This window comes from Anaerophilus nitritigenes, from assembly GCF_004138215.1.
GTDB classification, from domain to species: Bacteria; Bacillota; Clostridia; order Peptostreptococcales; family Thermotaleaceae; genus Anaerophilus; species Anaerophilus nitritogenes.
This window is the reverse complement of sequence record NZ_RYYS01000071.1, coordinates 1-25,514: the sequence shown is the minus strand read 5'-3', so window position 1 is coordinate 25,514 and position 25,514 is coordinate 1. Positions and strand designations below refer to the sequence as shown.

Below are 25,514 nucleotides of genomic sequence, written 5' to 3'. Positions count from 1 at the left end.
GTTTATATAAGAAATCCCCTATAAGAATATATCTTATAGGGGATTTTCTTACTTCATACATTATCTAGTAATCGTTCTATTATAATAATCAATTAAACTTCCTAATTGTGAATCTAGTTTTTCTGGAGTACCTGATCCAGTTTTTAGATAACCATGCTGAATATCAAATGCATCTACTGGTTCCTTTTTTTCAACCCTTTGAATAATTTCTGTTATTGAAGCTTTTACAGCTCCTGAGCTCTGTAAATATTGTTCTATTTGTGCTGCAACAAGCCTTTCCTTTTCTAATCTTGTATTATCTTTTCCATATTCTTTTAATTTCCCAATAGATTCAATTAATAGTTTGTATTTTTCTTTAACTGGAACAATGTTTAGTTTCAAAATATTTGAAGAATCAATACCTTGATTATATATTTCATTTTGAACATCTTGAGCCTTACATAATATATCTAGCATATAATATCGAATCATTAAATCCTGATCTTTCATATTTTTCATATCTTCTTTTCTTTTTTTCTCACCCATTTGTTCAATACCCTCTAAGAATACTTGAAGAGATGGAACAAATTCATTAAAATATATATCTACAATCTGATTATGATATTGAGCTCCTTTTTCATAATTATCATCTACATAATCCTTTTGATTATAATATGTATGAGCTTCATTCATTACATTGATTAATTTTTTCATTTTAGGAGCCAAATCTTGTACAGCTGAGTCAAGTTCTTCTATTCTAGGCTCCTTTTTTGAACATTTTAATGCTTTGTCGACCAAATCTAATTCATGTTGTACAACTGGATTGACAAAAGGTGCCCCTTTAGATTTTACAAATTCTTCTGTACCAAACATAATAAAATACCTATCAATAATATCTGTAAAATAACGTCCTGTAATAAAATTATTCAAATCTACATAGACATTTTCTTTATCAATACGCATCTGTTCCTGACTCTTTATTACCTTACTTGATGTCTCTTTTGAATTTTCCTTAGCTTTAACATTATTACATGCACTAAGCATTGTACAACATAAAACCAATAATACTATTTTCTTTAGCATATTTTCCTCCTTCATATGTATAAATAATTTATTGCTATGTGTTTTAAAAACACTTACAAGCTATCTAGTAGGGAAGTAATTTAAATTTTTTACATCATCTGAAAAATATACTACTCTATTATAATAATAAATCATGGTTCTTACATTGCTATAAAATTTCTCCGGTGAACCCAAAGATGAATCTTTTTTATTAAGGCTATTTAAAATATCTGCTGCAGACGCCTTGGTCTTTTGTGCATAATCTATAAAATCCCTAAAATTGTTTTTTTCAAATTGAGTTTTTTCATGATTGGATGGATCATTTACTCTATCTATAAGTTTATTAATGTCTTGTAATAAATGATTATATTGATCTGTAAATTTCTCTTGATCTATACTAAGAATATTTTCCTGATTTATATTTTGCTTTTGTAATTCATCAAACATTTCAACTGCTGTTAACATATAACGAATAGAGCAGGCTTTTATATGCTCATTGTTTTTAATATAATTTTGCATATCTTTTTGAGTTTGTTCATAACATAATTTTTTCATGGCATTTGTAAATTTTTCTTTCTTCATCTCATAATCTTCATAACCAGCACAAATTTGAGTGTGCAATTTTCTTCCCTCTTCAAAATTATCATCTACATAATTTTTAGAATCATAATAAAACTCAGCATCACTTAATATATGAATAAGTTCTACTATAGTTGGTTCTAACTCCTTTGCTGCCACATCTAATTCTTTCATAGTAGGCTCTTTCGTATAAACCTGTAGATTTTTAAGAAACATATCAAGCTCTGTTCCTGAAACAGAACTAATAACAACACTACCTACATTTGTAGAATAAATATCTTTATCTAGTCCAAATCCTTTGTAATAATAAGCTAAAACTTCATAAAAACGCTGCTCCATGAAATTATTAACCTCTACATAAGCATTGTACTTTTCAACAGATAAATTTTCTTCTTCTGATAATTTTTCTAAAGATTTATCTGTTGGTTGATCTTTACATGCACTCAATAAAACTAAACTCCCCACCAAAAACATAAAAATTATTTTTTTCATTCTCAAATTCTCCCATACTTATAGTTTTGTATTTGAATTGTATCATATTCGAAATAAAAATATTGGTAATATTATTTAAAATAAACCCTACGACCTACATCTTTTAAGGCTTTTTTAGTAATAAGATTATATACCTATTGTCAATACCTTTGTTCTCATAAAATTCATATCTTTTTTCATAAATAAATTTTTAAAGCATATAGTTTATAAAAAGTCTACTTTATGAAAAATTTATAAAGACAAGCTTTAAGGAGGTACTTATGAAAAAAATATGTAAAGTATTTATTTTTACTTATGTATTCCTATTTTTAATTTTCTTTAATTTTAGCTATGGAAATAATATAAATTCTCAAACACAAATTCGAACTACAGGCATCATCACTCAAATCCAACAATCTACTCAAAATGGAGGTAATATATATACAATTGAAGCCAAATTAAAAAAAGATCCTTATAAGGATCAACTCATTACATTGACACACATCCCCATAGAAGGAACTGCTTCTAGTGTAGAATTAAAAAAGGGAATGTCTGTTATTATAAATTTGCAATTATCAGATGGACAAATCACTCAAGCTCACTTTTTTGATGTAGATCGAAGAGATTCTCTTAAAATATTAGGACTAACTTTTTTAATTTTATTAGTCATTTTTGGAGGATTTAAGGGAATTCGTGCAGCTTTTTCTCTTATTTTTACTTTATTATCTATTATATTTTGCTTGATTCCTTTAATACTAAATGAAGTTAATCCTATATTAGCTGCCATCATCACATCTTCTATCGCCATATTTATAAACTTTATAATTATAATTGGTTTTAACAAAAAAAGCTTTTGTGCCATTATCTCTACCATAGGTGGAACCATTATGTCAGGTATATTTGCCTTTTATTTTGGAAATCTTATGGCTCTAACGGGTATCTCTGATGAATACATACAAACCTTTATTGGCTATACAGATTTATCTATAGATTGTCGTGGTTTGTTATTTAGTGGAGTCATTATAGGTACTATTGGAGCCGTTATGGATATTAGTATGTCTATTACTTCTTTTATTTTTGAAATGAAGGAGAGATATCCCAAAACTTCATCTTCTTCTTTGTTAAAATCTGGAATTAACGTTGGAAAAGATATTATGTCCACTATGGCAAACACATTAATCTTAGCCTATGCAGGTACCTCTTTGCCTTTGTTTCTTTTTTTTACTACTATGAATGTACCTTTTTTAGACGCTATCAATATGGAGTTTATATCTGAAGAAATATTTCGTTCCTTATGTGGTAGCATTGGACTTATTTTAACCATTCCTTTAAGTTCTTTTATAGCTTCTATTAAAGCATAGAAAAGGCAGGAAATTTTTCCTGCCTAGTGTTCTTCACATTCACCTGCATGCTCATGCTCTGTACATACACTACCTGTGGATTGAAGCTTTCCATTTATATATGCATTTATTGCATCTTCAAGAGTTCCCTCAACCCCTACAATTACTTCAATCTTATTTTCTTTAAATAAATCTTGTGCTGTAGCACCCATTCCCCCAGCAATAATTACATTTACTCCCTTTTCAGCTAAAAATACTGGTAAAAAACCTGGTCTATGTCCTGGATTTTCGATGAATTTGCTTTCTTTTATTTCTTTATTCTCAACATCAAATACTTCAAATCCTTCACAATGTCCAAAATGACCTGATACAAAATTTCCTTCCTTCGCAATAGCAATTTTCATTTTACAACGCCTCCTTATATTTTTTATTGAATATATTCCATATTTTTTTAATCTCTTCTCCTGCTATACTTCCACTTATACTTATACTTACGATTGGTTTTAGCTGATTTACAGCTTCTTTTACCATAGGATCAAATGGTATTTTCCCTATCAAATCAATTTTTTCTTCATTACAAAATTTCTCTATTTCATCAGATATCTCTTCATTGATATCATACTTATTGATACAGACATATGCTTTTACTCCAAAAAATCTAGTTAATTCATATACTCTTAAAAAATCTTCAAATCCTGATTGAGATGGTTCTACTACGATTAAAGCTGCATCACATCCAGTAATAGATGCCATTACAGCACATCCTACTCCCGGTGTTCCATCTAGTATAATCCATTCATCATTTTTTTTATATTCCATGGCTTTTTTTCTTACTTCTGTTACTAATTTTCCAGATCCCTCTGCTCCTACAATCATCTCTGCCCTAGATAAAATACCATGATCTGTATCTGTAATCATAGTTTTTCCTGTCACTTCATCTTCTAAACAAATAGCATCATATTTACATACTACCTTACAAGCAGCACAGCCTTCACATTTTAGTGGATCTATAGAAAAATTAGAAATAGCATCAAATCTACAGACACTTTCACATTCTCCACATTGTACACATTTATTTTCATCAATATGAGCTAGTTTTGCTCCAATAAAATTGTTTTCTTTAATATCTTTTCCTTTTAATAAAATATGAAGGTTAGATGCATCTACATCACAATCTACTTTTACACTTTCTTTGCTAAGATAAGAGAAGGCTGCTGCAACAGTAGTTTTACCTGTTCCACCTTTACCACTTATAACAACTAGTTGCATGAGCCCACCTCCCAGATTTTTTGACCAATTTCTTTAAACTTTCTTTCATAAACCAAATCATCAATCAATAGTTTTCCCTTTGAATATAATACTGCTACTTTTTTATCAAAAGGAATTTTCCCTAAAATATTGATATTTTCACCTTCACAGTATCTATCAATTAAATCTTTTTTATGATCTCCTCTATTAATAATTACTCCAAAAGGAATATTCATCTGTCTCATAAGCTGTATGGCAATTTTTAAATCATGAAGTCCAAATTCTGTAGGCTCTGTTACTAATACGGCATAGTCTATCTTTTCAATAGCAGATACTACTGTACAAGAACTTCCAGGCGAACAATCTATAATAGTATCTTCTTCTTTATTCAACTTTTTTAACTGTTTGATAATAGGTGTAGCCATAGGTTCTCCTATATTTAAAATACCTCTCATACAAGATATATTTTCATCTTCTCCTACTTCTATTTTTCCTATTACTCGATCTACTTCTTCTATCGCACCCACAGGACATATAAGTGTACATGCACCACATCCATGACACAATTTTTCAAAAAACAAAACTCCATTATTCGTTCCTGCCAATGCATTAAACTGACATATATCCACACATTTATTACAGTGAATACATTTTTGTTCATCTATTTTAGGAACTAAAATACTTACATCCATCTTTTTAGATATATTAGGTTTTAAAAATATAAAACCATTAGGCTCTTCTACATCACAATCTATATAACTCCATCCCATAGCTTTGGCAAGATTTACAGAAACTGTAGTTTTTCCTGTTCCACCTTTTCCACTAAGCACTGCAATTTTCATATGTCAACCCTCTCCTTACTGGTTCTTCATTCCAAAGTGAGCAGGTCCTGCATTTTTGATTTCATCCAAGTTTTCTTTTTCAAACTCCTCTATTTCTTTTTGAACCTCTAGCCCTTTTCCTTTATAAATTTTTACATCAGATCCTTGTAATACTTTCATAGCATTTGGTCCTACATATCCAGTAATAAGTACATCTACTTTTTCATCTACTACTTGTTGTCCTGCAGCAATTCCTGCTCCTTGTGTTGCTGTTAATCCTTTGTTTACTAAAACTTTTTGTTCATTTGTTTTAGTATCTACAATAAAAAAATACTGACATCTTCCAAATCGCTCATCCATCATAGAAGTCTTTTCTTTTCCTAAACTTGAAATACAAATTTTCATAAAGCACCCCTCCATTTTATAAAATTCAATTAACTGCTCATATACATTATTGGCATTTGCTAATTATATTATACTGCTTTTTTCATTATTGTCAAATGCCAATTTAAAAAACATCGAAAAAAAACCTGCTTCATAGCAGGTTTTTAAATGGAAAGATGCTTCATTTGAGATAAAGTTTGAATCACTGAAAAAATCAATACAGCAGCTAAATTGGAAGTTGTATTATCTTGATCAAACCTAGGAGAAACTTCAGCAATATCAAAGCTAACTACCTTATTAGACCTTAACATATATTTTAAAAATTTTAAAACTTTTTCTGGATCTAATCCTAAAGATTGTGTAGCACTTACACCTGGTGCAAAAGCCGAAGAAAATACATCAGAACAAATAGTAATATAGATATGATCTCTAAATTTCATAAAATCATCTATCTTCTCTAATAAATTCCAATGATCTGTATCTAAAATATCTTTAGCTAAAATATAACTTGCTCCCAATCTATCTGCTGTTTTAAACAAATCTACTGTATTACTATGTTTTTGAGCTCCAATACAAAGATAAGAATATTCTAATTCTTTTTCTTTACAAATATCTGCAATTTGTCTAAACATAGTACCTGAGCTACCCCCATTTGGATAAGGTCTTATATCCAAATGAGCATCAAAATTAATGATTCCAATATTAGGCTTATCTTCATTTTGTTTTAAATGACTTAATATTCCATTATAGTGACCAAAAGCAATTTCATGTCCTCCTCCTAAAACAATAGGAAAAAGATTTAAACTTAATATTTTCTCTACAGCCTGTGAAAGCAAATCTTGACTTTCCTCTAAAGTAGCATTTTCACAAAATATATTTCCTGCATCAAAGAGCTTTACTTCCTGAGTAAAACAACAAGGTAAATTTGCTAATTCTTTTCTAATACTTCTAGGACCATTTTGAGCCCCTACTCTTCCTCTATTTCTTTGTACTCCTACATCACAACAAAATCCAATAAATGCAAATCCTAATTTCCCTGTGAAAGGTTTTAAATCTTCTTTTCTTAAATTAATATTTTCTACCCATTGATGCCATCTAAAAGCATCAAAATTTGTTTCATCATCTGTTCTTCCTTGCCAAACTACCTCATCTGTGGTTTTATAGTTTATCTCAAACATTTTTCCACTCCTTATAACCTTTTTATTTTCTATTTTAGATTCATACAATATTTATTTCTTATATGATTATATACTGAAAAAGATCATAAAAAAACCCCTCATAAAATTAAAATATTCCATTTGAAAATAAATGTATCTTCATAAAGAAATTATATGAAGGTTGTCTCTCTTTTTATTAACTTTGTTTCCATAAGATAATCCTTTATAGGAATATTTTCTCCATTAATTAAATCTATTAAAATGTCAATAGTAGTCTTTCCTAATTCTTGTATAGGCTGATTGATAGTAGTTAAAGAAGGATGTAATAACTCACAGATAAAGCTATTGTCAAAACCTATTATTTGAATTTCTTGTGGAATTTTCACTCCTATTTTTTTAAGGAATTTCATAATTATAGCTGCAGCAATATCATTAAAAACAAATATTCCATCATACTTTCTAATATTTTTGATATCATCAATATTTTCTCTAAGCATTTTTACCTGAAAATCACTTTCAAATTCAATATAATCAATTTCTATTTTTTTTTCTTTCGCCTCATCTACAAATCCTTTAAATCTTAGTTCTGTAGCTTCAAAGGATTGAGGTCCTCTTATATGTAAAATTTTTCTGCAACCTTTTTCATATAAATGATCTAGAGCAATTTTTCCTCCTTGATAATTATCAGAAGAAATCGTAATAATTTGATCAGAAATATGGTTTTCAAAGGACACAATAGGAATTTCAATATTTTTATATACTTCTTTGCATTGACTTCTTGATACAATTATTCCTGCTACTCTATGACTTTGTAACACATCTAGATATTTTCTTTCTTTTTCCTCATTGTCATCTGTATTGCATAGTAATATATGATATCCCTTATTACTTGCATACTCTTCTATAATGGATGCCATTTGATTAAAAAATGGATTTGATATATTTGGAACCATAAGTCCTATAGTCTTTGAATTCTTAGTAAATATAGCTCTCGCCAATGCATTTGGTTTATAATTTGACTCATCTATTGCCTTTTTTATTTTTACTTTTACTTCATCACTTACATATCCAGTATCATTTAAATACCTAGATACAGTTGCAATTCCTACTCCTGCTTTCTTCGCAACTTCTCTTATATTTGACATAAAGCCCTCCTACCACTAGCATTTTTTCTTTGATCCCTAAAAACTTTTTGTTTTCGTCTAATACTATTTCTTTATAAGGTTCATAAAGCTTTGGCAATTGGTCCTAATGAATACTCGAAAATTAATCATATTTTTGAACTATTTTCTATTTTTTATATGATTTTGTTGAAACATGTTCCATAAAATGGTACTCTAAAAGTATATATTTGTCAATTATTAAATGTTTTATCCAACATACAACTTTTTTACTATTTTTAGTATTTTTTATTACATTTAGTTACATATATGCTAAAATATAGATTGTCGTTCAAAATAAATATTTTATAAAAAATTTCTCATATTCTTACAGGAATTGCTTATATCTTAAGAGAAATTCTTTCATTTCATTTAGAATTTCCGTTGTTTAAAATTTGATGAAAATTTAACTTTTATATAATTTTGTATGGAATTAAAAAAAAGGAGATCACTAAACATGAATAAAGTAAAAGAGCTAAAAAAACAAATAGCAGAATTAAGAACTACAATGCATATCCTGATCAATAATAAAAATGATCTTCTTGATTATGAAGTATTATCCGTTAGTCAGCAATTAGATCTTTTATTAAATCAGTATTACGATGCTTTATCAGATATAAAAAATATCTCTCACTATAAAAATAGAAGTTTCTAAACTACCTAGAAACTCCTTTATTATATAATGATTCACTATATATTCTTAACAACAGATTTTCTTTTAAGCAAAAGATTACTTCTTTATTTTTTTGTAGAAAATAATCTTCTCTTGATGTCCATATAGGAACATCCATCTCTAAAGATTCACTAATGGCCACTAGAGCAATAAAAAACTCTTTTGTATCATCATAGGGCACAGCAGATGTATTTATTACTATACCATTATTAATTATTTCACCTTTTAATACTTTCACTTTCCATACTCCTTTTCGAAAAATTTCCTATTGGTAAAGATAAAGCTTCCAGTAATATAGCCATCATAGCAGTAGCATGATAATTTTGTGGAAGAAAAAAGCTTATTGCCCCCATCAATATAGTCAATAATAAAGAAATGTATTTTAATTTTTTTCTTCTTATTTCACTAATAATAGGTTTATTAGGATGATCTACTGGAGCATATATCCATACTAGTGCAATAGATACAATCAACATAAGAATCCTTATATTTATAGATATATTCCATTGAGTACCTACTATTACAATAGTACTAAATATGAAAAGGCTAGTAAAAAAGCATCTCCAATAAGTTTCCTCATGATGCCCTCCTGCTACTGATCTTATCAAACAGAAAAATAATAATCCTATTAAAAAATTTTTCGTCAATGAAAATACTGAAAATATACCTATATACATAATAGTTTTAGTCAGTTCTCCTAATAAACATTCTAGTCCAAATTTTATTTTTAAAATTTGGAGCCCAGTTAAATTTGAATTGTTACGCTGTATTAAATTTGTGATGTTTTGAGATATTTTCTCCATAACTACACTCCTTTAAATAAAACTTTGCTAAAAATTGTGTTTCATTCTCATTGCTCAAAACAATGATCTCCCCTTTGTTTTTTTGTACGGTTTCCTTTGTAATATACAATCCTAGCCCATGATCTCCTTTATTTCTTTGTTTTGTAGAAAATCCCTTATCAAAAATTTTGTTGATGATTTCTTGTGAAATAGGAGGCCCAGTATTTGCAATAGACAAATAATATATTTCATCTTCAATATATGTACAGACAGATACAACCTCATCTTCTAATCGTTTGTTTTTAATAATGGCTTCAAAAGCATTATCAATCAAATTACTAATAATACTCACCAGATCATACTCATCCAAGTCAATATGATTTAATGAATCTTCAAAATCTACTTCAAAAGAAATATCATGTTGAAAAGCAAAATTGCTCTTTACTGCAAGCAATCCATCTACATAGTCATTTCCCGTATGATAATAATGATAAGATTTTTGTACATTGTTTGTTAATTTGTTTACATATTTGTCTATCTGTTCAATGGCATTTGGTTTTTTTAAAGAACATATAGCATGAATAGTATTTATATGATTCATAAAATCATGTTTTTCTTGTCGAATAATACCCATGACAGTTTCAATATTTTTTATATACTCTTCCTGCAAATGAAGTTTATGCTTCGTTTTTAATAATTGTTCTTTTTCTTTGTATACAAAAATACCACAAAAAATAAAAAGAACAAAAATAAAAAATATTAATATCTCATATAAAATCATATTTGCTTTACTAACAACAATATAATTTATGCTAAAAATAAAAACACCCATAAGAAATATTCCCAATAATAAATATGCAATAGCACTATTCCCTGAATTTATAGACAATTCTTTAAAATACACTCTTTTGCTTTTATAAATTATAAAGCTTAAAAGTAATTCTATAGTCTTAATAAGTATAGATATTTCAAACTTAATCATAGGATTATTAATAATATCTAAACCATTGACTTCTTTAAATATAGCAAAGATCATAATAACAGTACTTTCTATCATCATAAAAGAAATAGAAATAATCATTATTCCAATAAAAGAATGTATTAAATGAGATGAGGTAATCAAAGAAATACTAATCACCATAAAAGCTGCGATAATGATGGTATGATACCCTATAGGAGTATACGTTGATGCCCAATAAGAAAACACTGTATATGAACATACAAATACAGATGTTTTTAATATATTTTCTCTTATAAAATTTTTTTTATAAAATAAATTTACAAATATAGCTAAAATCAAAAAACCTTCAAAGCCAGCAAATAAAATTTCATTTACAAAACTATATAAATTCATAACCATACTCCTCTACTCAAAATCAAAGTCTTTGTTATGAATATTTATGCATGTGTTTTAGTAAAATACATAGCATAAATGATAATATATGCATTATTTTATCAAATACACAATGAAAAAAGGCTTCTATAAAAACTATTAATTATAAGAAACCTTTTTTCATTGATACATAAAAATTTTTATTTTTTATGCATTTAAAGAATCATACAAGCTATATCACTTTATTTTAATAATTCCTCTGGGCACTTCACTTGATGACTATACCATAATGTAGCCGCTGAAGCTGCTGTTGCTCCTACAAATAATGCGCAAAGTGACAATACATGTAGACAATTTTTTTGTACAAATTCCATTACTTTTTTCATAATAAATCCCTCTCCCCTTTTGTTTTTTTGTTTATTTGATACTCTAGAGTACTTCTCTTTTATTATATAACAAAATTGGTTAAAAAAGTAAACATTTGTAAAATTTTTTCGCGACAAATTCTATAATTTTCTGACTATTTTTATGAAAAATTCGTATATTTCTATCAAACTTGCTCATATTTCCAATGAAATTCTTTTATTTTAAATTAATTTTACATTCCTTAAAGTTTGTTGAAACCCTAACTTTCTAAAAAGTAAAGAGTTGGGTTTCCCCAACTCTTTAAAAACTTTAGCATCCTCTACCCCATCCTCCAAATATTCCTGGAGAACAGAATAATATTACTAGTAATAAAAAGAAAAATAATAAGCTATCATCACATCCACCAAATATTCCACCTATTCCTCTACATTGTTTATCAGCCATCTATTGCACCTCCTTTTATTTGTAAAATTTTTTCCCTGATACAGATTATGTAGGAAGGCTTAGATGTGTTCCATCTTTGTTATCATGTTTGTTGTAAAGTACCTCTTTTTTGTACACTGTCTAACCAATTTTTAAAATCATCCATTTGATGTATTGCTTCATGATATCCTTGCTCATATAAATCATTTAATTTTTTAATATCTTTTTCTAAACGATTCACAGATAATTCTTTTTGTGGCCTAAATACATACACAGATCCCTCTTTTTCAAGTTTATTGATTTCATCCATACAATCATTATATTTTTTATATCTATTTTTAAGAACTTTAACTATCTCAGGATATTTATGTAGAAAAATTTTTGTTATAAAATTAAATTTAGAAGGCTTTTTCTTATAGCCTTTATTTCTTGTAAGAATTACAATATTATACGAATTGCCATCTTGTATAGATTTTTTAATCGGTATAGGATCTACTAACCCTCCGTCTAGATATGTATGTTCTCCTATTTCTACAGGAGATGAAATCATAGGTAAACTACAAGAAGCTCGTAATATTTTTTGTGCAAAATACTTAGGTTCAAAATCCCTATGACTAAAATATACAGCCTCTCCTGTTTTACAATTTGTTGTACATACTTTAAATGTAGTAGGAGAATTATAAAAAGTATCATAATCAAAAGGAATCAATTCATTAGCTACTGTATTAAAAATAAAATCCATACCAAAATAGCTTCCTTCTCTAAGTAAATTCCATATTCCTGAATGTCTTGGATCTTTTACTACATCTACAAAAACCTTTTTATTTCTATCTCTTTGTTCAGACATAAAATCTGCACCATTATTTGCTCCAGCAGAAACACCTATTACATAAGAAGTTTTAATTTTTTCATCCATAAAAGCATCCAATACTCCTGCTGTATAAGCTCCTCTCATTCCTCCACCTTCTAAAACTAAACCGACATTTTGAAGTATCAATTTTCCCACCTCTAATTCCTACTTTCAATCATATATAATAGTTAATTTTAACATTTATATTATATCATTAAAAATTTATATGTTCTTATCAAAACTACTCATGATATAGAAGTATTCTCAAAATATTTACTATCAAAAAAGAAGTATCTAAGTTATTTAAAAATAATCTTGATACTTCTTTTTAAACTTCTATATAATATATACTTTCTAATAACATACATATAAGGACAGATTCATCTTTATGCAATTTTATTGCATTTAAAAATATCATAATCTTCATCAATCTTAAATTTTTTAATACAATTTAGTAATCTCATATTCAGTTCTTGAAAACAATCTTCATCAAATTTGCCATTTATATAACTATTTTTATATACTTGAGATTGAAATATTTCTATAAGCATTAGTGTTGCTTTTTCATCCCCCTGTTTGGATAAATCACATAATTCCCTTAACTCCCTTTTGTTGTTCATATCATATCATCTCCCTAAGCATGTATTTAATCATTATTCTTTGCTAGTAATTCAATCATGCTTATCAGTATCTTGTTCAATTCATCCAATTTATTCTCAATTCTAATTAATAAAAAAGCAGATACAGCAATTGGAAATCCTACATTTCCAATTATTTCAACTAATAATTCCATTTGCATCCCTCCTTTAATAAATATTTTAATTTTTTTAATGCAGCCTTTTTCGTCTTGCTTACAAAGGGCTGTGATACACCTAATTCTCGTGCTATCTGTGTATTTGTTTTCTCTTCTACAAAACTTTTGTATAAAATTAATTTTTGCTTTTTCCCTAAATATTCTATAGCTTGAACAATTTTATAATCTGCAATGATATCACAAAATGTTGCAAATGGATTTAATTGTATAATCTCTTCTTCAAAATTTATAGATTGATCAGGTATATTATTAATGGATGGAGTATCAAAATTTTCATTTTCTTCATTGAGCAAGAGCTTTTCCTTGTTTTTTAACTTACAATACTTTCTATAAAAATCTTTAGAAGAAAGAGATAATGTTTTGCTTATATAACTTAAAAATTTCACTTCAAACAAATAATTATTAAACTCCTTATTTAATGTTTCATAGGCTTCTTGATTGTTATAAGTTTTAGCTTGAATATATAGATCTTTCATCTTTGGATCCTCTAGAAATTTTTCTACCAATTCTTTCACTTAGAACTCCTCCTTTTTTCTAGTATGAAAAGAATTGAACTCTTGTAGATTAAAGATTGTGAGTTTTAGAATGAAATAAATAATTTAATTTTTTGTTTTTGACAACTTAATACTATATAAGATGTTTTACAACACAATAAAAGTAACCTTTTATTTGAAAAAAAAATAATTTTTTCAAAATAAAAGGTTACTTTTGTTATTTGTAAGTCCATCTTTATAGAGTGTAAGGCAAAATAAGTTGGCCAACGCAAATGTCTTATTTAAAATACACTATTTAAAATTATATAATAAAAGAAAGGATGATTTGTATGTCACAAAAATTGGATAATCAAGTAAAAGAAACAGGAACTAGATTCCTTATCTACCCTCAGCACAAAAGTTTGAAAGGCTTTGAAAAACCAGAAATAGTATATATTAATGAAAAACCAGGAACCATTCAAGCTGGGCCTTCTGATCAAAAGATGTATGTTATTGATGCTAAGAACAAACGTCCTTATGGAAGATTTTCTTATCCTCCATATAATGGTGAAAAATTTCCACCTGTTCAACCTAGCTCAGATGGTCATTTTGATCATCTTTCTCCTACAGACCGTGCTTTTTCTTCCGCTACTATGTTTGCTACCGTTAGACGTACTTTAGACATTTGGGAAGATTACTTTGGAAGAAAAATTCCATGGTTTTTCAGAGAAACCTACGATAGATTAGAACTTATACCAAGAGTAGAATGGAATAATGCACATTCAGGTTATGGATTTTTAGAATTTGGATTTCCAAGAAAAGACAGCTTATTTGGAGGTCTTGATTATAACAATCCTTATTGTGAAAACTTTGATGTATTGGCACATGAATTAGGTCATACTATTAAAAATGAAGTAATCGGTTGGCCTACAAGTAGTAAAATGACTTCTGAATATCGTGGCCATCACGAAGCATTTGCAGATATTGTTGCAATCATTGCATCTTTACATTTTGATAGAGTAGTGGATCATCTACTACAAAATACCAAAGGAAACTTATTCTCTGTAAATGAATTGTCACGAGTAGGTGAACTAAGTCAGAGCACTCAAATAAGAATTTTATTTAACTATGAAAAAATGTCTACTGTAAATTCAGAAGAACACGATCTTTCTCTTCCATTCTCAGGTGGAGCCTTTGATACTTTGATTGAAATCTACGAACAAAATCTTGTAGATCAAGGTACTATACCTAAAGAATTAGGCGACCTTTCAAAGCATGTAGAAGGATACGAAGTTCCTAATATACAAAAAGAATTTGAAAAATATTATAACCGTAAGCCTCAAGAATTCCGTCAAGCTTTACTTGATGCTAGAGATTATTTTGCTACATTAATGGCAAGGGCTTGGGATAAAACCTCTAAAGATGATCTATACTATTGGAAAGTCGTAGCAAATATGATCTATGCAGATAGAGAATTAAGTAACGGAAAATATGAAGATATCATAAAAGGCTCTTTTGAATGGCGTGAAATTCCTATTAAGGTAGATGCAAAACTTAATATTGCATAATCAATTAGACACAAATACTTTTCTCCTAAAGTCTATGATATATAATTTTATGTACATATTCATAGAAAAAATCCCCTTAGTATCCTCTAAGGGGGTTTTTAAATCTTTTATCCTTTTTTATTTAACTGTATTCAAGCTTCACTTGACTTCCTCTTACTCCATATTCACTTGGAGTAACTATAATCTTTACAGGAACTCTATTTTTTAATTCCTCTACATGGCTTATAATTCCTACAGATAATTTGTCTGTATGAAGCTTTTCTAAAGATGTCATAACTACCTCTAAAAGATCTGCATCTAAAGTTCCAAAACCTTCATCTAAAAAGAAAAATTCCAAAGGGGCACTTCCCTTTAATTGAATTTGAGAAGATAATGCGAGTGCCAATGCTAATGAAGTCAAGAAAGTCTCTCCTCCTGATAAAGATGCAGTCTCTCTTACTACTCCTCCATTTTTATCATCTCTTATGGTAAAATTACCTTCATCATCTATTTCTAATCCATATCTTCCTGTGATATTCATAAGATACTTTGAAGCTTCTTTGGCTATATATTTTAATTGATTCATTGCCACAAACTCTACGAATTTATTTCCTTGTATCAATTTATCTATATCACTTAAAATACTCAATTGATGCTCAACTTCCCAATACATTTTTTGTATATCCTTTACTTTTTCTAAATCCTCTTTCATTTTTTTGAGTGTATGTTCTAAAGAAGCAATTTGAATAATCTTTTCTTTAAAGAAGAGTTCATAATTTTTTTGATCCTCTTTGATTTTATTCCAGGATTCTTCATCTATTCTATCATTTTTCAATAAATTTTTAAGCCTATCTATATTTCTTAAAATATTTTTAAATTCATCCTCAAAATTTTTAATTCTTTGATTGATATTTTCTATTTCTTCTTTAGAAATAAAATATTTTAATACTTCCTCTTTGCTTTCAAAAGAATACTCCTTCAATAGCTTGTCTATTCTTTGTTTATATTGCTTTATTTGCTCTATAAGATTTTCATTTTTCCCATTTTTACTACTTATTAAATTTTTTAGAATCTCTTTTTTATTTTTTATATTTTCTAATTCATCACCTGAATTTTTCACCCAAGCATGGATCTCACTTATTTTATTTTTAATATCATTTATATAGGTCTTTGTATCTTTTCCATCTGTAATATTTTTTAATTCCTTTTCATTTTTATCTATAATATTCTTCTTTTCTTTTCCTACTTCTAAAATACTATTTAAATCTACATCTAATACACTAATTTCTTTATTTATTTTTTCTTTTATATTTATTTTTTCATCTATTTCTTTTCTTAAACTTTTTTGCTCATTTTGTAATTTTTCTATTTCTTCTTCTATTTTTTTTATTCTTTTCATTTCTTCTTTAAAATTTTCTATTTTAAGTTCATATTGATATTTTTTATATTCTTCATATAAATCATCAAATTGTATTTGAAGAATATATAATTCCTTTTGAAGATCTACAATTACCTCTTCATCATAATGAATATAGCCTTTTAGTTCTATTTCTTTTTTGTCTATATGGTTTTTATCATTTTTAAGCTTTTCTATTTTTTCATCCATTTTTTCTTTTTCTTCATTCCAATGATTGATTTTTTCTTTTACAATCTTAAATTCTTCTTTCATTTTTTCATAAGAATTTAAAATTTCTTCTAAACAAGTTCCTCCTATTTTTTCGTCTAGTGTATCTACTTCACTTTTTAATCTTTTTTCTTCCTTTTCATAAAAAATAAGATAACTTTCATCTTCTCTTATTTGATGGTTTATTTTTTCTATTTCTGTTTGTAACTCTTCATAACTTTGTTTTTTGTCTTCTAAAATAGTATCATCTATTTCTTGTGCTAATTTTTCATGATGGATAGATCCACAAACAGGACAAGGTTCTCCTTCATCTAAATTTTTTGCTATGATAAATGCTTGATAATTTTTTATAATTTGATTGATTTCTTCTTCTAATATTTTTTTTATGTTTTCTTTCTCTTCTATTTCTTTTTTCCTTTTATTTATTTTTTCTTCTAGATGTATTTTCTTTTTATGATTTTCATCATATAAAATTTTAAGTTCATCTCTTTTTATAAAATCTTGTTGATAAATTTTAACTCTTTGCTCCCACTCATTTTCTTCTCTTTGCTTTTTAAGAAGTAGCTCACTATCTCCTGGACAATTATTTTGTAGTTTTTCTTGCTCTTTTAAAAGCAAATGCAAACTTTTTTCTTTTTCTTTCTTTACTTTTAAAATCTCATCATAATCTTTTTTGTTTTTAGAAAAACTATCCATCTTTTCTTTTAATTTTTTTTGTAGATTCTCTTGTCTTTTCTTTTGATCTTCATATTTTCTTTCTACTTCCAAAGCTGTTTCTATTTTTTCTTTATCATCTCTATTTATTTTTATATCTTGTATTTTTATTTCTTTTTCATTCAATAGACTTATAATATTTTTTTGTATTTCTTCATTTTCTTTTTTCTTTTTATCTAAACTATTTCTTTGATCTAAAATTTCATAATATCTTCCTAATAATTCTTCTCTTTCTTTCTTGAACCTATCCATCTCTTTTTCTAAATCAATAGCATGTTGAAGCTGTATTTCTTTTTTACTTAAAATAGGAATTTGTTCATCTTTTGTTTTTTGTGCTATTTTATATTCTTCTTCTATCTTAATAATTTTTTCATCAATCTCGTTTAATTCCTTTTGCTTTTCTATAAGCTCTTTTTTATTCATACTATATTCATTTTCTATTTTTACTACTTCATCTATATAGGGTTGAATAATTGAGGCATTTTCGCCTCTTTGACTTTTTTGTTTGAGCTTTTCTATCTCATCTTTATAAATATCATATTCTTTAAGTTTTATTTCATATTCTTTCAATTCATTTTGAAAATTCCATATATCCTTATACTTTTCATACTCCTCTTGAGACTTTTCTTTTTTTTGTATTAACTCTTTTTCTTCTATCTTTAAAATATTTAATTCTTTTTTGTTTTTTTTATAAATTTCTTCTGATATTCCTTCAAAGCCTCTAAGTTCTCCACTTAGTTCATTTTGTTTTTTAAAATTTTTATTTCTAGCTTTTTTAATTTTTTCTCCTAATTTTTTTCCGTACTTTTCAAGATTAAAAATTCTTTCTAGCATATCTCTTTTATCTTTTCCTTTAAGCTTTAAAAATTCGCTAAACTTCCCTTGAGGTAATACTACAGAACGAGTAAAATCGTCTAGTGTAAGGCCTAATATTTTTTCTACATTATTTTTTACCTCTGTAGGCTTTTCTGCAATAATTCCATTTGCTTCCTTATCTATGAGCCTTGCATACTTTGTTTTAATAGATCCATTTTTATCTCTTTTTAAATTTCTTTGAGCAACATAGGATTTTCTTTTATCACCTTTTCCAATTTCAAATTCATAACTTACCAACAAATCCTCACAATCCATATTGATAAAATCCTTATTTTTTCTTACAATTTCTCCAAATAAGGCAATAGTAATTCCATCTAATATAGTAGATTTTCCACTTCCTGTAGGTCCAAAAATCCCAAATAGCCCTTTTTCTGTAAGAGTCTTAAAATCTATAATTTGCTCATCTATAAAACTATTTAATCCTTTTATTTTTAACGCAATAGGTTTCAAGCTTCTTCCTCCTCTTCATTGGCAACTTTCAAAAACAAGTCCATTAATTCATCCGTTGGCTGTACTTTTCTTTGGTAAAAATAAAAATCCTTAAATAATTCCTCTATATTTTTCTCCTCTGCATGATAAATCTCATCCAACTGATCATCATTTTCCTTTATAATAGGTTTGATTTCTAATATATCTTCCTTTAATTCCTTCATCATTTTAATATGTTCTTGAGTAATATACTCATCTGTTTTGATCTCAAGATAAACCCAAACATCTCTATCCTTATTTTCTGTACAAATTTTTATGGCTTCTTCTATATTTTCACATCTCCATACTTCTATAGGTTTGTAATTTTTCAATAATATTTTATCTATCTTTGGTTCTTTTTGTGGGACTATATCTATTATATATAAACATTTACTATATCCTATCTCACTTTTACTATATTGAAGAGGAGACCCTGCATAAACTACTTTTGTTTTGCTATTTTTTATCTCTTGAGGTCTATGTAAATGTCCTAATGCAATATATTGAGCAGTTAAGGGTAAATCATATACATTTACTGCTAAGCTTCCTCCTAGCTGAATATTTCTCTCTGATGATGTCTCTTCTCCACCCATTACAAACAAATGTGATACTGCGATATTTATAGTATCTTTTCTATATTTTGAAGAAAGCTTTTTAAATAATTCTCCTACTTTATCACTATACGTCTTTTGTCTTTCTTCCTCCTCAATATTTTCATAGATCACTTCCTGAAGTCTTTTTTCACTAGGATACGGAAGAGTAATAATCACAGCTCTCTCTTTATGAATCTCTATTTCTAAATACCCCTCTCCTGCATCTACAATTTTATGATTTCCACAGCTGCCTATCTTTGCACAGCTTTTGGGATAAGGGAGTAGGATAATTCCTTGTTCATAAGCTAGGGGACTTGCTGCTACTAATCTTTCAGGGTTATCATGATTTCCTGCAATGACTAATACAACCCTCTCTCCACCCTTTGATATTTCTTTTAATGCTTTATAAAATAATTTTTCTGCTTGAGCCTTTGGATTACTATGATCATAAATATCTCCAGAAATAATCACTAAATCTATATGATTGTTTTCAACAATCTGTACAAAATCTTCTATAAATTTTTCTTGTTCTTCTATTCTACTTGCATTTTCAAGATTCTTTCCTAAATGCCAATCTGCTGTATGTAAAATTCTCATATTTTGCCCTCCTATAGCATCCACTTCTATATTAAAATAATCTATTTACCTTATATTATATAAGATTCAGACTGTTAATAAAGCATATTGTAACAAAGTCATAAAAATAAGGAACAATTATTAAGAATTTGTGAAAATATAGAATAAGTGGGAAAATGTTTAGCATTACACTGTTTGAGCATAGCGAGTTTGTAATGCTATTTTCGAGCGTTTCTTTATATTTTCCAAATTTGAAAATTTAGTGACGAATTTTATGACTTTGGATACAAACTCTAATATAATAAAAAAGAGGATGATTCATCATCCTCTTTTTTATTATATAACCTTCTTTTTCTCTTCTAGTCTACCTTCAATAATATCTTCTAAATATTCAATGGCATCTTTTAAATCTTCTTGTGAAGGAATATTAAGTCCATTTATAATATCATTTCTCATTTGCGATATTTCTTGAATTTTTTTGTATATAGATTCTTTTTGCTCAAAATATTCTTCAACCATAGTTTGAATCTTTACCATATCTATTTCTTGAATTTTTAAATCATTCCTTATTTTGCTTTGAAGCTGAACCCATTTTAATAAAAATTCATCAATTAAAAACTTACTTTTTTTATAATCCACCTCAAATTCATTATTAAATATATTACTCACTTCTTCATTTAATTTCTTACTAAAATCTTCATATACTGAAAAATATTTTTCTTTATTTTCTCCTAAAATTTTTTCAATCAATTGAAAACAAATAGGTCGATCTTGTGTCTCTCTTTCTAACAAATTTAAGTATTTTCTAAGTTCTGAAGGCTTATTCATATTTAATTGTTTTAAAATCCCAAATAATAAATCTACTCTTCCTAATGTTGGCTCTGTAATTTTATTTTTAATTGTTTCAGATAAATTTGTTGAAATATAAGAAGACAATTCATAATGATTTAAGAAATGTCTTTCTTCACTTTCTAATCTTTTATTCAATGCAATTTGAAGTTGTTCTAGGGTGACCTCTCCACTATGAACTAATCCATTTAATTGAGCCAAAAGAGCATATTCCATATCTGAAATACCTCCATCTGGAACTTTATATGCCAAATCATGCTCTACCTCTGCCCAAGCATGCATCAATACAGAAGCCACTTGAATTTCTATAATTTCTGATTGATAAGGTGTATTTTCAATCAATATATTTTCTTTTAATTTTACTTTATAATGATTCGCACGATATCCTGCAAATCTTTTATCATACTTTAAATAACTTCCATCAAATCTTGAGGGTTCTTCGACTAATATAAATTCTGAACGAATAACTTTTTCTACTTCTTGTGCATCTCCAGGAAAATATAGAGCAATACGAACTCCTGCCAAATCTCTTATATCTTTAGAAATTTCTTCCACAGAATGATATTTGTTTTCCTTCATTCTATACTCAATTTTTTTTTCAAGACTTTTAGGATTTTTTCCTCTAAAAGAAACAATACTATGAATCCCATTTTTACCAAGTTGCTCTTCACACTTTTTACAACAATATTCAGCTAATCTTTGATAATACATAAATTTTTTTTTATATTTTTTCATAAACTTTTTTATGATCTCCATAACATTTCCCTCTCCATCTCATTAGTCCTATTAATCTTAATAACATAAAGTCTTTTCATTCTATATAACATATTCATATTATACAAAATATTACACATTTTCCTATTATATATAATTTTTGTGAACTCAAATTCATTTTATAATAATTTGATATAAAAATCAATAGACTCCCACTCCCTAAACTTTAGTAACACATATTAAATACATTTCATATTCTATATTAAAGCATGACATAATTTCTAAAAAGTTAAAAAGGAGGAAATTATTATATGATGTATTATACGCCTTATCAAATGTATCCTTATGATCAATTTATGACTCAATATAGAGATATATCTAAAGAAGATCTTTGGGATGAGATGTATAAAATAAAAGATCAAGTACCTCAAAATATTATTCAACAATATATGTCTCAACTTGATTATTTTATGGAAATGGGAATGATCTATAGCCCAGAACAAATGGAGATTATTGAAAAAATTAAAGATATACTCATGGAAGGTTCTTCTCTTTCTGCTCCCGAAGCACAATATGTATCTGGAACAAGTCTACTTTTATGGTTTTTAATATTATCAGCTATTTGGCCTCAAAATAGACCTACTCCATATCCACCTCCTAGACCTTACCCATTCTAAAAAATTTGTATATTCTATCTTCTATATAAAAATAAATGACCGCAAACTGGTCATTTATTTTTATATAACTTTCTTAAAATCAAAATTTATTTAACAATCACAAGGACAACAAGGACAATCAGGTATCGCCTCTACAGCACCAATTGCAACTTGTCTTTTTTGAAGAATTTTAAGAGTGATAAATAAAACCATTTTTTCTTCAATTTTTCTAAATGCTCTTTCTTCAAAAGGCATTTTTTGTTTGTTACAATCTGTATAGTTAAGGATCTCATCAAATTCTACAATTCTTGCTTTAATCAATTCACAGAAAGGAAGTTCATTAAAGTGTTCTTCACTTATTTGATTAAATTCACGAAAATCACCTGATAACAATTTATCCTTAGATCCAAATCCATCATGATTTAAAGCTTCTTCTCTAAAATATTCAAACTCTGTTGCCCTATTGAATTTTGGTGGAAGTGGTTCAATACCATTAAATGAAATTGGAGTAGTGCAGCTAAATGGTACATCTATCGTACAATGTTTAATATCTCCACAGAAACCTTCTTCATTGGAACATTTTCTTGTAGCATATTCAATATTTTTTCTCACAAACCCTTTAATAAAAAGTATATTGGTGTCTTGTAAAAGTAGACATTGAGTTATTTTTACATGTTTCTTGATTCTTTTAATTTCCCATGCAATCTCTGGTAAAGTAATGATAGAATCTACATTCACCTTTACAGTTAATTCAGCAAGTACTATAGGTATTTTAGCTATAGAACCTGTTCTAAGGGATTCAATGTCAACAGGTCTATTTACACATTCTTCTGAAGTTCCACTAGATACCTCTACACAACTAGATGTGCACTCTTTTACTTGTACTTGATTTTTTTGTAAATTTTGTATTGAATTATATTTATTCCATGCCATTATAATTTTCCTCCTCATTCTCTTTATTTTTTATTGGATACAATCTTCTCTTGTCCTATATCCTAATACATATTATTCATATTGTCCTATTTGGTGAATAAAAAATTCCTATATTTCTATTTAAACTATTCTTTGCTTAATGAAGGTTTATAAAAACTTTTAATTTCATAATTCACCTATATAATTTCTTTAAAAATAAAAGAACCAAAACCTATAGAAACACCTCTTATAGGTTTTAGTTCTTTTATTCTACTACTACATAGTAAATTATATAGAAGTACATATTGTAACAAAATATGCACTATCTTAATTCAAAATGACACACAAATAGTTCTATGAAAATTTAATAAGCCATATTTCATATCAGTTTACTTAAAGTCTTTTTACTGCAATGATTTTTTATTGTCTAAATTTATAATAAACATAGCAGATCCTACTCCCAATAAAACTCCTGCTAAAACATCTGATGGATAATGGACAAATAAATACAATCTTGAAAAAGCTATAAGAAAAGCTATAAAAATAATAGTTTTTCTAAACCTCTTTAACTTATTAAATAACACTCCAGCTACTGCAAAAGATGAAGAAGTATGTCCAGATGGAAATGAATAACTTGTAGGTTTTGGAATTAATAATTGTAAATCAGGCACTTGTAAAAACGGTCTAGGCCTTCTAAACAAATGTTTAAAAATTCCTTCTCCTAAAATACTACTTATAGCTAATGCACATATTGCTAAGAATCCTACCCTTCTATATTTTTTACTCAGTAACAAAGAGATGCAAAAAATCATCCATACTAAACCTTTATCTCCTAAAAAAGTAATCCATGGCATTATTCTATCAAAAATAGGATTTTGTATATGTGTATGTATATTATTTAGTAAATTCATGTCAAATGTTTGAATCCAATTCATCATCCACTTCTCCCCATCTTTTTCATAACATATTTTTATATACTTTTCATATATTCTCCATTATTCCCCAGGAAATATAAATTTTAAGTATATATTTTATTATATAGTATATTTAAAAAATATTATACAAATTTTTGTCATTTACTTTTCTTCATCATAAGTTTTTTATAAGCTCTGATATGGTTACAAACTTATACCCTCTACTTTTAAGCTCTGGTAAGATTGTTTTTAAAGCTTCAATAGATTGACAATCTTTTTCTACATAATCATGAAGCAATATAATATCTCCATTTTGTACTTTTGAAAGAACTTGATGAACAATATTATCAACTCCTGGATAATTCCAATCCTTTGCATCTTGATGAGGTGACCATAATACAATTTTACAATCATACTTATGAGCAATATCTATAATTTGAGAATTATAAAATCCAAAAGGAGGACGAAACACTTTAGATTTTATACCTGTTGTATTAAAAATTATCTCTTGTGTTTTTTTTAGTTCTTCTTCTACTTTGATAGAAGATGTTTGTTTTGTATCTATATGAGAAAAAGTATGGTTTCCAATTTCATGCCCTTCCTTTGCTACTATTTTGAGTACTTCTGGATAAGCTTCTACATGCTTTCCAATGACAAAAAAAGTAGCTTTTGCATCATATTCTTTTAATAAATCTAAAATCTTTGGTGTAAATCTAGGATGAGGCCCATCATCAAAAGTCAAAGCAATCATTTTTTTATCTTCTGATCCTTTATTTATAATTTCATTATGAGTATTGCCAAAATTTAAAAATGTACAGACACTATCCTTAAAGATTTCTCTTGTTTGTTGATGAAACATATTAATTCCTATAAAAAATAATATGCTTATAATAATTAATCCTTTAAATATCTTTGTTTTCATTTTTATTTCTTCCTTTCTAATTTATATACAATATAAGATAGATAATATTTATTATATTCTTCATATATTTATTTAGTATAAATTAAAAAAACGCCCAACTTTATGAGCGTTACAAACTATCGACAGTAATATATTATAGAAAAGTTATAAAAACAAGGAACATTTATTGAGAATTAGTGACGTTTTTTAAGCAACGGAAATCTTGAATGAAATGAAAAGATTTCGTTGGCGCCA

Annotated in this window: 27 protein-coding genes; 4 read left to right on the top strand and 23 right to left on the bottom strand. The window is 27.4% G+C overall.

The genetic code is table 11. The annotated features are described in order from the left end of the window. Nucleotides 1–60: 60 nt before the first annotated feature. Nucleotides 61–1,062, bottom strand: coding sequence for a DUF3829 domain-containing protein (locus EK368_RS11105; protein ID WP_165000426.1), 1,002 nt, complete (start codon nucleotides 1,060–1,062; stop codon nucleotides 61–63). 60 nt (nucleotides 1,063–1,122) lie between these two features. Further along, nucleotides 1,123–2,112, bottom strand: coding sequence for a DUF3829 domain-containing protein (locus EK368_RS11100; protein ID WP_129599723.1), 990 nt, complete (start codon nucleotides 2,110–2,112; stop codon nucleotides 1,123–1,125). 260 nt (nucleotides 2,113–2,372) lie between these two features. Here EK368_RS11100 and EK368_RS11095 point away from each other — a divergent pair, with 260 nt between their 5' ends. After that, complete coding sequence (locus EK368_RS11095; RefSeq protein WP_129599721.1) at nucleotides 2,373–3,452, top strand: YibE/F family protein; 1,080 nt, start codon at nucleotides 2,373–2,375, stop codon at nucleotides 3,450–3,452. A 23-nt stretch (nucleotides 3,453–3,475) separates the two neighbouring features. Here EK368_RS11095 and EK368_RS11090 read toward each other — a convergent pair whose 3' ends face one another. The 6 genes from EK368_RS11090 to EK368_RS11065 form a co-directional block, all read right to left on the bottom strand. Further along, nucleotides 3,476–3,835 carry a NifB/NifX family molybdenum-iron cluster-binding protein gene (locus EK368_RS11090; RefSeq protein ID WP_129599719.1) on the bottom strand — a complete coding sequence of 120 codons (360 nt, stop codon included), beginning with the start codon at nucleotides 3,833–3,835 and terminating at the stop codon, nucleotides 3,476–3,478. Between the two features lies 1 nt (nucleotide 3,836). Further along, nucleotides 3,837–4,700, bottom strand: a complete 864-nt coding sequence (locus EK368_RS11085) for an ATP-binding protein (protein WP_129599717.1) — start codon at nucleotides 4,698–4,700, stop codon at nucleotides 3,837–3,839. Then, a complete protein-coding gene (locus EK368_RS11080) occupies nucleotides 4,691–5,521 on the bottom strand; it encodes an ATP-binding protein (protein WP_129599715.1) in 831 nt (276 codons plus the stop codon). The genes EK368_RS11085 and EK368_RS11080 overlap by 10 nt, the downstream gene beginning before the upstream one ends. 15 nt (nucleotides 5,522–5,536) lie before the next feature. After that, a complete protein-coding gene (locus tag EK368_RS11075) occupies nucleotides 5,537–5,905 on the bottom strand; it encodes a NifB/NifX family molybdenum-iron cluster-binding protein (RefSeq protein ID WP_129599713.1) in 369 nt (122 codons plus the stop codon). A gap of 143 nt (nucleotides 5,906–6,048) precedes the next feature. Beyond that, on the bottom strand, nucleotides 6,049–7,062 hold the full coding sequence (gene hutG / locus EK368_RS11070) for a formimidoylglutamase (protein WP_129599711.1): 1,014 nt from the start codon (nucleotides 7,060–7,062) through the stop codon (nucleotides 6,049–6,051). Nucleotides 7,063–7,211: 149 nt separating this feature from the next. Continuing rightward, on the bottom strand, nucleotides 7,212–8,186 hold the full coding sequence (locus EK368_RS11065) for a LacI family DNA-binding transcriptional regulator (protein ID WP_129599709.1): 975 nt from the start codon (nucleotides 8,184–8,186) through the stop codon (nucleotides 7,212–7,214). Between the two features lie 472 nt (nucleotides 8,187–8,658). On the opposite strand from EK368_RS11065, the gene EK368_RS11060 reads away from it, so the two are divergent. Next, nucleotides 8,659–8,856: an aspartyl-phosphate phosphatase Spo0E family protein gene (locus tag EK368_RS11060; RefSeq protein ID WP_129599707.1), complete on the top strand. Its 198-nt coding sequence runs from the start codon at nucleotides 8,659–8,661 to the stop codon at nucleotides 8,854–8,856. Between the two features lies 1 nt (nucleotide 8,857). Here EK368_RS11060 and EK368_RS11055 read toward each other — a convergent pair whose 3' ends face one another. From EK368_RS11055 to EK368_RS11020, 9 genes are all read right to left on the bottom strand, one after another. After that, nucleotides 8,858–9,112: a hypothetical protein gene (locus tag EK368_RS11055; protein ID WP_129599705.1), complete on the bottom strand. Its 255-nt coding sequence runs from the start codon at nucleotides 9,110–9,112 to the stop codon at nucleotides 8,858–8,860. Then, on the bottom strand, nucleotides 9,093–9,677 hold the full coding sequence (locus tag EK368_RS11050; protein WP_129599703.1) for an accessory gene regulator ArgB-like protein: 585 nt from the start codon (nucleotides 9,675–9,677) through the stop codon (nucleotides 9,093–9,095). The genes EK368_RS11055 and EK368_RS11050 overlap by 20 nt, the downstream gene beginning before the upstream one ends. Beyond that, entirely contained in the window at nucleotides 9,634–11,010 is a 1,377-nt protein-coding gene (locus EK368_RS11045) for a sensor histidine kinase (protein WP_165000425.1), read from the bottom strand. The genes EK368_RS11050 and EK368_RS11045 overlap by 44 nt, the downstream gene beginning before the upstream one ends. Nucleotides 11,011–11,231: 221 nt before the next feature. Continuing rightward, nucleotides 11,232–11,375, bottom strand: coding sequence for a cyclic lactone autoinducer peptide (locus EK368_RS11040; protein ID WP_129599699.1), 144 nt, complete (start codon nucleotides 11,373–11,375; stop codon nucleotides 11,232–11,234). A gap of 289 nt (nucleotides 11,376–11,664) precedes the next feature. Further along, a complete protein-coding gene (locus EK368_RS15280) occupies nucleotides 11,665–11,799 on the bottom strand; it encodes a hypothetical protein (protein WP_279222279.1) in 135 nt (44 codons plus the stop codon). Between the two features lie 82 nt (nucleotides 11,800–11,881). Further along, a complete protein-coding gene (locus tag EK368_RS11035; protein WP_243109409.1) occupies nucleotides 11,882–12,784 on the bottom strand; it encodes a patatin-like phospholipase family protein in 903 nt (300 codons plus the stop codon). 230 nt (nucleotides 12,785–13,014) lie between these two features. Beyond that, on the bottom strand, nucleotides 13,015–13,248 hold the full coding sequence (locus EK368_RS11030) for a helix-turn-helix domain-containing protein (RefSeq protein ID WP_129599697.1): 234 nt from the start codon (nucleotides 13,246–13,248) through the stop codon (nucleotides 13,015–13,017). Between the two features lie 26 nt (nucleotides 13,249–13,274). Further along, nucleotides 13,275–13,421: a YvrJ family protein gene (locus EK368_RS11025; RefSeq protein ID WP_129599696.1), complete on the bottom strand. Its 147-nt coding sequence runs from the start codon at nucleotides 13,419–13,421 to the stop codon at nucleotides 13,275–13,277. Further along, on the bottom strand, nucleotides 13,409–13,957 hold the full coding sequence (locus EK368_RS11020; RefSeq protein WP_129599694.1) for a sigma-70 family RNA polymerase sigma factor: 549 nt from the start codon (nucleotides 13,955–13,957) through the stop codon (nucleotides 13,409–13,411). Before EK368_RS11020 ends, EK368_RS11025 begins: the two co-directional genes overlap by 13 nt. 308 nt (nucleotides 13,958–14,265) lie before the next feature. On the opposite strand from EK368_RS11020, the gene EK368_RS11015 reads away from it, so the two are divergent. Next, a complete protein-coding gene (locus EK368_RS11015) occupies nucleotides 14,266–15,483 on the top strand; it encodes a gluzincin family metallopeptidase (protein ID WP_129599692.1) in 1,218 nt (405 codons plus the stop codon). A gap of 121 nt (nucleotides 15,484–15,604) precedes the next feature. On the opposite strand, the gene EK368_RS11010 is transcribed toward EK368_RS11015, so the two are convergent. From EK368_RS11010 to EK368_RS11000, 3 genes are all read right to left on the bottom strand, one after another. Beyond that, nucleotides 15,605–19,126, bottom strand: coding sequence for an SbcC/MukB-like Walker B domain-containing protein (locus tag EK368_RS11010; protein ID WP_129599690.1), 3,522 nt, complete (start codon nucleotides 19,124–19,126; stop codon nucleotides 15,605–15,607). Further along, entirely contained in the window at nucleotides 19,123–20,334 is a 1,212-nt protein-coding gene (locus EK368_RS11005) for an exonuclease SbcCD subunit D (protein ID WP_129599688.1), read from the bottom strand. Before EK368_RS11005 ends, EK368_RS11010 begins: the two co-directional genes overlap by 4 nt. A gap of 315 nt (nucleotides 20,335–20,649) precedes the next feature. Then, entirely contained in the window at nucleotides 20,650–21,918 is a 1,269-nt protein-coding gene (locus EK368_RS11000) for a RelA/SpoT domain-containing protein (RefSeq protein ID WP_129599686.1), read from the bottom strand. Between the two features lie 269 nt (nucleotides 21,919–22,187). On the opposite strand from EK368_RS11000, the gene EK368_RS10995 reads away from it, so the two are divergent. Continuing rightward, entirely contained in the window at nucleotides 22,188–22,553 is a 366-nt protein-coding gene (locus EK368_RS10995; protein WP_129599684.1) for a hypothetical protein, read from the top strand. 90 nt (nucleotides 22,554–22,643) lie between these two features. On the opposite strand, the gene EK368_RS10990 is transcribed toward EK368_RS10995, so the two are convergent. The 3 genes from EK368_RS10990 to EK368_RS10980 form a co-directional block, all read right to left on the bottom strand. Further along, nucleotides 22,644–23,465 carry a CsxC family protein gene (locus EK368_RS10990; RefSeq protein WP_243109408.1) on the bottom strand — a complete coding sequence of 274 codons (822 nt, stop codon included), beginning with the start codon at nucleotides 23,463–23,465 and terminating at the stop codon, nucleotides 22,644–22,646. A gap of 383 nt (nucleotides 23,466–23,848) precedes the next feature. Continuing rightward, nucleotides 23,849–24,379, bottom strand: coding sequence for a phosphatase PAP2 family protein (locus EK368_RS10985; RefSeq protein WP_129599757.1), 531 nt, complete (start codon nucleotides 24,377–24,379; stop codon nucleotides 23,849–23,851). Between the two features lie 154 nt (nucleotides 24,380–24,533). Continuing rightward, the gene (locus EK368_RS10980; protein WP_202976472.1) at nucleotides 24,534–25,280 is read right to left on the bottom strand and encodes a polysaccharide deacetylase family protein; all 747 of its coding nucleotides are present in this window, start codon (nucleotides 25,278–25,280) and stop codon (nucleotides 24,534–24,536) included. Nucleotides 25,281–25,514 lie beyond the last annotated feature (234 nt).

What these genes read in the sequence shown, in the direction of transcription:
- EK368_RS10995 (WP_129599684.1), top strand. Translation starts at nt 22,188, where the DNA reads ATGATGTATTATACGCCTTATCAAATGTATCCTTATGATCAATTTATG.
- hutG (WP_129599711.1), bottom strand. Translation starts at nt 7,062, where the DNA reads ATGTTTGAGATAAACTATAAAACCACAGATGAGGTAGTTTGGCAAGGA.
- EK368_RS15280 (WP_279222279.1), bottom strand. Translation starts at nt 11,799, where the DNA reads ATGGCTGATAAACAATGTAGAGGAATAGGTGGAATATTTGGTGGATGT.
- EK368_RS11045 (WP_165000425.1), bottom strand. Translation starts at nt 11,010, where the DNA reads ATGAATTTATATAGTTTTGTAAATGAAATTTTATTTGCTGGCTTTGAA.
- EK368_RS11015 (WP_129599692.1), top strand. Translation starts at nt 14,266, where the DNA reads ATGTCACAAAAATTGGATAATCAAGTAAAAGAAACAGGAACTAGATTC.
- EK368_RS11100 (WP_129599723.1), bottom strand. Translation starts at nt 2,112, where the DNA reads ATGAAAAAAATAATTTTTATGTTTTTGGTGGGGAGTTTAGTTTTATTG.
- EK368_RS11105 (WP_165000426.1), bottom strand. Translation starts at nt 1,062, where the DNA reads ATGCTAAAGAAAATAGTATTATTGGTTTTATGTTGTACAATGCTTAGT.
- EK368_RS11085 (WP_129599717.1), bottom strand. Translation starts at nt 4,700, where the DNA reads ATGCAACTAGTTGTTATAAGTGGTAAAGGTGGAACAGGTAAAACTACT.
- EK368_RS10980 (WP_202976472.1), bottom strand. Translation starts at nt 25,280, where the DNA reads ATGAAAACAAAGATATTTAAAGGATTAATTATTATAAGCATATTATTT.
- EK368_RS10985 (WP_129599757.1), bottom strand. Translation starts at nt 24,379, where the DNA reads ATGAATTGGATTCAAACATTTGACATGAATTTACTAAATAATATACAT.
- EK368_RS11065 (WP_129599709.1), bottom strand. Translation starts at nt 8,186, where the DNA reads ATGTCAAATATAAGAGAAGTTGCGAAGAAAGCAGGAGTAGGAATTGCA.
- EK368_RS11040 (WP_129599699.1), bottom strand. Translation starts at nt 11,375, where the DNA reads ATGAAAAAAGTAATGGAATTTGTACAAAAAAATTGTCTACATGTATTG.
- EK368_RS11050 (WP_129599703.1), bottom strand. Translation starts at nt 9,677, where the DNA reads ATGGAGAAAATATCTCAAAACATCACAAATTTAATACAGCGTAACAAT.
- EK368_RS11075 (WP_129599713.1), bottom strand. Translation starts at nt 5,905, where the DNA reads ATGAAAATTTGTATTTCAAGTTTAGGAAAAGAAAAGACTTCTATGATG.
- EK368_RS11080 (WP_129599715.1), bottom strand. Translation starts at nt 5,521, where the DNA reads ATGAAAATTGCAGTGCTTAGTGGAAAAGGTGGAACAGGAAAAACTACA.
- EK368_RS11095 (WP_129599721.1), top strand. Translation starts at nt 2,373, where the DNA reads ATGAAAAAAATATGTAAAGTATTTATTTTTACTTATGTATTCCTATTT.
- EK368_RS11000 (WP_129599686.1), bottom strand. Translation starts at nt 21,918, where the DNA reads ATGGAGATCATAAAAAAGTTTATGAAAAAATATAAAAAAAAATTTATG.
- EK368_RS10990 (WP_243109408.1), bottom strand. Translation starts at nt 23,465, where the DNA reads ATGGCATGGAATAAATATAATTCAATACAAAATTTACAAAAAAATCAA.
- EK368_RS11025 (WP_129599696.1), bottom strand. Translation starts at nt 13,421, where the DNA reads ATGGAATTATTAGTTGAAATAATTGGAAATGTAGGATTTCCAATTGCT.
- EK368_RS11030 (WP_129599697.1), bottom strand. Translation starts at nt 13,248, where the DNA reads ATGAACAACAAAAGGGAGTTAAGGGAATTATGTGATTTATCCAAACAG.
- EK368_RS11090 (WP_129599719.1), bottom strand. Translation starts at nt 3,835, where the DNA reads ATGAAAATTGCTATTGCGAAGGAAGGAAATTTTGTATCAGGTCATTTT.
- EK368_RS11060 (WP_129599707.1), top strand. Translation starts at nt 8,659, where the DNA reads ATGAATAAAGTAAAAGAGCTAAAAAAACAAATAGCAGAATTAAGAACT.
- EK368_RS11005 (WP_129599688.1), bottom strand. Translation starts at nt 20,334, where the DNA reads ATGAGAATTTTACATACAGCAGATTGGCATTTAGGAAAGAATCTTGAA.